This is a genomic window from Microbacterium sp. ZW T5_45, from assembly GCF_044987415.1.
Lineage (GTDB): Bacteria > Actinomycetota > Actinomycetes > Actinomycetales > Microbacteriaceae > Microbacterium.
The window spans coordinates 1-5,053 of the sequence record NZ_JBJDRJ010000074.1; the positions used below are offsets into that span (position 1 = coordinate 1).

Annotated in this window: 2 rRNA genes; both read left to right on the plus strand. The window is 54.7% G+C overall.

The window, feature by feature from the left end:
- The first annotated feature begins 19 nt into the window (after nucleotides 1-19).
- A 16S ribosomal RNA gene (locus tag ACI3KS_RS19455) occupies nucleotides 20-1,542 on the plus strand.
- 410 nt (nucleotides 1,543-1,952) lie between these two features.
- A 23S ribosomal RNA gene (locus ACI3KS_RS19460) occupies nucleotides 1,953-5,053 on the plus strand.
- Together the 16S and 23S rRNA genes form the textbook arrangement of a ribosomal RNA operon.

A 5,053-nucleotide genomic window follows, 5' to 3' on the forward strand; every position in this document is an offset into this window, starting at 1 on the left:
TGGTTGTATGCATTTCTTTTTTACGGAGAGTTTGATCCTGGCTCAGGATGAACGCTGGCGGCGTGCTTAACACATGCAAGTCGAACGGTGAAGCCCAGCTTGCTGGGTGGATCAGTGGCGAACGGGTGAGTAACACGTGAGCAACCTGCCCCTGACTCTGGGATAAGCGCTGGAAACGGCGTCTAATACTGGATACGAGGAGCGACCGCATGGTCAGCTTCTGGAAAGATTTTTTGGTTGGGGATGGGCTCGCGGCCTATCAGCTTGTTGGTGAGGTAATGGCTCACCAAGGCGTCGACGGGTAGCCGGCCTGAGAGGGTGACCGGCCACACTGGGACTGAGACACGGCCCAGACTCCTACGGGAGGCAGCAGTGGGGAATATTGCACAATGGGCGGAAGCCTGATGCAGCAACGCCGCGTGAGGGATGACGGCCTTCGGGTTGTAAACCTCTTTTAGCAGGGAAGAAGCGAAAGTGACGGTACCTGCAGAAAAAGCGCCGGCTAACTACGTGCCAGCAGCCGCGGTAATACGTAGGGCGCAAGCGTTATCCGGAATTATTGGGCGTAAAGAGCTCGTAGGCGGTTTGTCGCGTCTGCTGTGAAATCCCGAGGCTCAACCTCGGGCCTGCAGTGGGTACGGGCAGACTAGAGTGCGGTAGGGGAGATTGGAATTCCTGGTGTAGCGGTGGAATGCGCAGATATCAGGAGGAACACCGATGGCGAAGGCAGATCTCTGGGCCGTAACTGACGCTGAGGAGCGAAAGGGTGGGGAGCAAACAGGCTTAGATACCCTGGTAGTCCACCCCGTAAACGTTGGGAACTAGTTGTGGGGTCCATTCCACGGATTCCGTGACGCAGCTAACGCATTAAGTTCCCCGCCTGGGGAGTACGGCCGCAAGGCTAAAACTCAAAGGAATTGACGGGGACCCGCACAAGCGGCGGAGCATGCGGATTAATTCGATGCAACGCGAAGAACCTTACCAAGGCTTGACATATACGAGAACGGGCCAGAAATGGTCAACTCTTTGGACACTCGTAAACAGGTGGTGCATGGTTGTCGTCAGCTCGTGTCGTGAGATGTTGGGTTAAGTCCCGCAACGAGCGCAACCCTCGTTCTATGTTGCCAGCACGTAATGGTGGGAACTCATGGGATACTGCCGGGGTCAACTCGGAGGAAGGTGGGGATGACGTCAAATCATCATGCCCCTTATGTCTTGGGCTTCACGCATGCTACAATGGCCGGTACAAAGGGCTGCAATACCGTGAGGTGGAGCGAATCCCAAAAAGCCGGTCCCAGTTCGGATTGAGGTCTGCAACTCGACCTCATGAAGTCGGAGTCGCTAGTAATCGCAGATCAGCAACGCTGCGGTGAATACGTTCCCGGGTCTTGTACACACCGCCCGTCAAGTCATGAAAGTCGGTAACACCTGAAGCCGGTGGCCTAACCCTTGTGGAGGGAGCCGTCGAAGGTGGGATCGGTAATTAGGACTAAGTCGTAACAAGGTAGCCGTACCGGAAGGTGCGGCTGGATCACCTCCTTTCTAAGGAGCATCTGACCCTTCGGGGTCCAGAACCCAGTTCGAAGGCATACGTTCTTCGCTGGGAGCTCATGGGTGGAACATTTGACATGCCGTCAGCGCAGCTGACTCTGTTTAGTACGGTCTTTCGGGATCTGGAACGGTGGGGGATGCTAGCAGGCGGCTGCACGCTGTTGGGTCCTGAGGGACCGGGCCGGCCTTTCGGGGCTGTTCTGAACCTCTGGGCCTCTTCTGGTTTCCCTTGTGGGGGTTGCTGGTGGGGGTACCGACCGTACTTTGAGAACTACACAGTGGACGCGAGCATCTTGAACATGACCTTTTGGGGTTGTGTTCAGTAGATGATCTTAAAGATCATTAGTCAATTTCTGATCTGGCTCTTCGGAGCCGGGTCGAGTTTTGATTCATCTCATGATTTTCAAGTCTTTAAGAGCAAACGGTGGATGCCTTGGCATCTGGAGCCGAAGAAGGACGTAGCAATCTGCGATAAGCCTCGGGGAACTGATAAGCAAGTTTTGATCCGAGGGTGTCCGAATGGGGAAACCCCGCTGGGCGGCGTGCCGACCTAGTGACTCCCGCCTGAATATATAGGGCGGGTAGAGGGAACGTGGGGAAGTGAAACATCTCAGTACCCACAGGAAGAGAAAGCAACCGCGATTCCGTTAGTAGTGGCGAGCGAAACCGGAACAGGCTAAACCGAGTATGTGTGATATCCGGCAGGAGTTGCATGTTCGGGGTTGTGGGACTTTTCAGTCATCTCTGCCGAGATGGCGGCGTTACAAGATGGTATAGACGAACGGTCTTGAAAGGCCGGTCATAGAGGGTGCCAACCCCGTAGTCGAAATGCCAACCTTGGCGCGAAGAGTATCCCAAGTAGCACGGGGCCCGTGAAATCCCGTGTGAATCTGTCAGGACCACCTGATAAGCCTAAATACTCCCAGATGACCGATAGCGGACAAGTACCGTGAGGGAAAGGTGAAAAGTACCCCGGGAGGGGAGTGAAATAGTACCTGAAACCGTTTGCTTACAAACCGTTGGAGCACCCCTGGTAGGTGTGACAGCGTGCCTTTTGAAGAATGAGCCTGCGAGTTAGTGATATGTGGCGAGGTTAACCCGTGTGGGGTAGCCGTAGCGAAAGCGAGTCTGAATAGGGCGATTCAGTCGCATGTCCTAGACCCGAAGCGAAGTGATCTATCCATGGCCAGGTTGAAGCGACGGTAAGACGTCGTGGAGGACCGAACCCACTTAGGTTGAAAACTGAGGGGATGAGCTGTGGATAGGGGTGAAAGGCCAATCAAACTTCGTGATAGCTGGTTCTCTCCGAAATGCATTTAGGTGCAGCGTTGCGTGTTTCTTGCCGGAGGTAGAGCTACTGGATGGCCGATGGGCCCTACAAGGTTACTGACGTCAGCCAAACTCCGAATGCCGGTAAGTGAGAGCGCAGCAGTGAGACTGTGGGGGATAAGCTTCATAGTCGAGAGGGAAACAACCCAGACCACCAACTAAGGTCCCAAAGCGCGTGCTAAGTGGGAAAGGATGTGGAGTTGCTGTGACAACCAGGAGGTTGGCTTAGAAGCAGCCACCCTTGAAAGAGTGCGTAATAGCTCACTGGTCAAGTGATTCCGCGCCGACAATGTAACGGGGCTCAAGCACGCCACCGAAGTTGTGGCATTGATATTTTTGGTAGGCCTTCGTGGTCCAGCCGTATTGATGGGTAGGAGAGCGTCGTGTGGCCAGCGAAGCGGCGGTGTAAACCAGCCGTGGAGGCTACACGAGTGAGAATGCAGGCATGAGTAGCGAAAGACGTGTGAGAAACACGTCCTCCGAAAGACCAAGGGTTCCAGGGTCAAGCTAATCTTCCCTGGGTAAGTCGGGACCTAAGGCGAGGCCGACAGGCGTAGTCGATGGACAACGGGTTGATATTCCCGTACCGGCGAAGAACCGCCCCAACTAATCCAGTAGTGCTAAGTATCTGAATCCTCACATTGAACCCTTCGGGGTTCGCCGTGAGGCCTAGCGTACGACCCCATGCTGGTGCGGTTAGCGTATTAACAGGTGTGACGCAGGAAGGTAGTCCAAGCCAGGCGATGGTTGTCCTGGTGCAAGTGCGTAGGCCGAACGGTAGGCAAATCCGCCGTTCACGTAGGCTGAGACACGATGCGGATAAAAAGTGGATGATCCTATGCTGCCGAGAAAAGCATCGACGCGAGGTTCTAGCCGCCCGTACCCCAAACCGACTCAGGTGGTCAGGTAGAGAATACCAAGGAGATCGAGAGAATCGTGGTTAAGGAACTCGGCAAAATGCCCCCGTAACTTCGGGAGAAGGGGGGCCTTCGACGTATTAGGACTTGCTCCGAAAGCGTTTGGAGGCCGCAGAGACTAGTGGGTAGCGACTGTTTACTAAAAACACAGGTCCGTGCCAAGTCGCAAGACGATGTATACGGACTGACGCCTGCCCGGTGCTGGAAGGTTAAGAGGACCGGTTAGCCGCAAGGCGAAGCTGAGAATTTAAGCCCCAGTAAACGGCGGTGGTAACTATAACCATCCTAAGGTAGCGAAATTCCTTGTCGGGTAAGTTCCGACCTGCACGAATGGCGTAACGACTTCCCAACTGTCTCAACCGCGAACTCGGCGAAATTGCACTACGAGTAAAGATGCTCGTTACGCGCAGCAGGACGGAAAGACCCCGTGACCTTTACTACAGCTTGGTATTGGTGTTCGGTGTGGCTTGTGTAGGATAGGTGGGAGACGTTGAAGCATGGACGCTAGTTCGTGTGGAGTCATTGTTGAAATACCACTCTGGTCACTCTGGATATCTAACTTCGAACCGTAATCCGGTTCAGGGACAGTGCCTGGTGGGTAGTTTAACTGGGGCGGTTGCCTCCCAAAAAGTAACGGAGGCGCCCAAAGGTTCCCTCAACCTGGTTGGCAATCAGGTGTCGAGTGTAAGTGCACAAGGGAGCTTGACTGTGAGACTGACAGGTCGAGCAGGGACGAAAGTCGGGACTAGTGATCCGGCAGTGGCTTGTGGAAGCGCTGTCGCTCAACGGATAAAAGGTACCTCGGGGATAACAGGCTGATCTTGCCCAAGAGTCCATATCGACGGCATGGTTTGGCACCTCGATGTCGGCTCGTCGCATCCTGGGGCTGGAGTAGGTCCCAAGGGTTGGGCTGTTCGCCCATTAAAGCGGTACGCGAGCTGGGTTTAGAACGTCGTGAGACAGTTCGGTCCCTATCCGCTGCGCGCGTAGGAAGTTTGAGAGGATCTGACCCTAGTACGAGAGGACCGGGTTGGACGAACCTCTGGTGTGTCAGTTGTTCCGCCAGGAGCACCGCTGATTAGCTACGTTCGGGATGGATAACCGCTGAAAGCATCTAAGCGGGAAGCCGGCCTCAAGATGAGACTTCCATACCTTCGGGTGAGAGGCTCCCAGCCAGACTACTGGGTTGATAGGCCAGATGTGGAAGCACGGTAACGTGTGCAGCTGACTGGTACTAATAAGCCGATGACTTGATA